The organism is Polaromonas glacialis (assembly GCF_000709345.1).
In the GTDB taxonomy this organism is placed as follows: Bacteria; Pseudomonadota; Gammaproteobacteria; order Burkholderiales; family Burkholderiaceae_C; genus Polaromonas; species Polaromonas glacialis.
Window position 1 is genome coordinate 1 of the sequence record NZ_JMDZ01000045.1, and the last position, 1,421, is coordinate 1,421.

Consider the following 1,421-nt stretch of genomic DNA (forward strand, 5'->3'; position numbering starts at 1 on the left):
GTCATTGCAGATATCAGAGATAATGCAGGCATGGTTTTTCACACCGAACAAGCGGACTCTTCAACACGGCAAGAGCAAAGCGTGCCGTCAAAGCTGGCTGACGAAGACTGGGCGGCGATAGAGCGCCTGCTGCCCGAGCATTGGCAAGCCAAGGCGCGTGAGCTGCACGCGCTCAGGCGCACGCGAGGCGTCGCGGATGCAGCAGCGCTGCTGCGCGTCATGCTCATTCACATTGCTCAGGGCTGCGGCTTGCGGGAGACTGCGCAGCGGGCACGCCTGGGCGGGATCGCCGCGCTCAGCGATGTTGCTGTTTTGAAGCGCCTGCGTCACTGCGCGAGCTGGTTTGAATGGATGGGCAGCCAGCTACGCCAGCAGTGGATGCCGGCCGCGCTCAAGGCGAGCCAGGCCTTGCGGCCCTGTTGGGGCAACTACTGCATCCGCCTGGTCGATGGCACCATGGTCAGCGAGCCTGGCGCGAGCGGCTCCAAGTGGCGCTTGCACTACTCCGTGCAGTGGCCTAGCCTGCGCGCCGACGAGGTCATTGTCAGCACCAGCAAAGAGGGAGAGACGCTGCGCCGCTTTACGGTTCTGCCTGGAGAGGTACTGGTCGCAGACCGGGGTTTTGCCAACCCGCCGGGCGTGGCCCATGTCCACGATGCGGGAGGCGCCGTGGTGGTGCGTACCAATTTGGTCACCTTGCCGCTAAAAACCGCGCAAGGCCAGCCGCTGGGGATTCTTGAGTGCGTCAGCGCACTGGAGACCGGGCAGTGCGGTGCATGGCCCGCCTACGTCAGCCACGGCAAGCGCCTGATTGCGGGGCGGCTGTGCGCGGTCAAGAAAGACGCCGCCTCGGCGCTCAAGGCGCGCCAGCGCGTGACGCGCGAAAGCCAGCGCAATGGCACCGAGCTGCAGCCGCGCACGCTGCTGGCGGCCGACTATGTGCTGGTCTTCACAACCGTTGGCGACGAGCTAAGCGCCGCTGAGGTGCTCGATTTATACCGGGCGCGCTGGCAAATTGAGCTGGTGTTCAAGCGGCTGAAGTCTTTAGCCGGGCTGGGACATCTAAAAAAGCATGACCCCCGGGCCGCTCGCGCGTGGCTACAGGGCAAGCTTTTGGTGGCGCTTCTCATTGATGCCTTGCGGGTCGCCGGCGAGGCTTTTCCCCCCTGGGGTTACATCGAACTCACTGGCAACCGCAGCGCCACTGGCGAGCAGGGCGCGAACGAAAACGAGAAGTCCGTGCCTGTGGCGGGAGTTCTCGCTGATGCATGAGTTGCTGTGTCGCGCCGTGCTGCCGGCCTTGTCACTTGTGCAGGCCCTTACCCAGTGGAGGTGCGTGCGCTATCGTCTGGCCGAGCCGCCTCGAAAACGAAAACTCAAGATTGACGAATGGAATAATTTTTAGGTTAGCGCTTATGCGC

At 63.4% G+C, this 1,421-nt stretch carries 1 protein-coding gene; it reads left to right on the forward strand.

Annotated features, from left to right (window positions below; genetic code table 11):
- The first annotated feature begins 81 nt into the window (after positions 1-81).
- Positions 82-1,272, forward strand: a complete 1,191-nt coding sequence (locus EC86_RS0100230) for an IS4 family transposase (protein WP_198026729.1) — start codon at positions 82-84, stop codon at positions 1,270-1,272.
- The last annotated feature ends 149 nt before the right edge of the window (positions 1,273-1,421 follow it).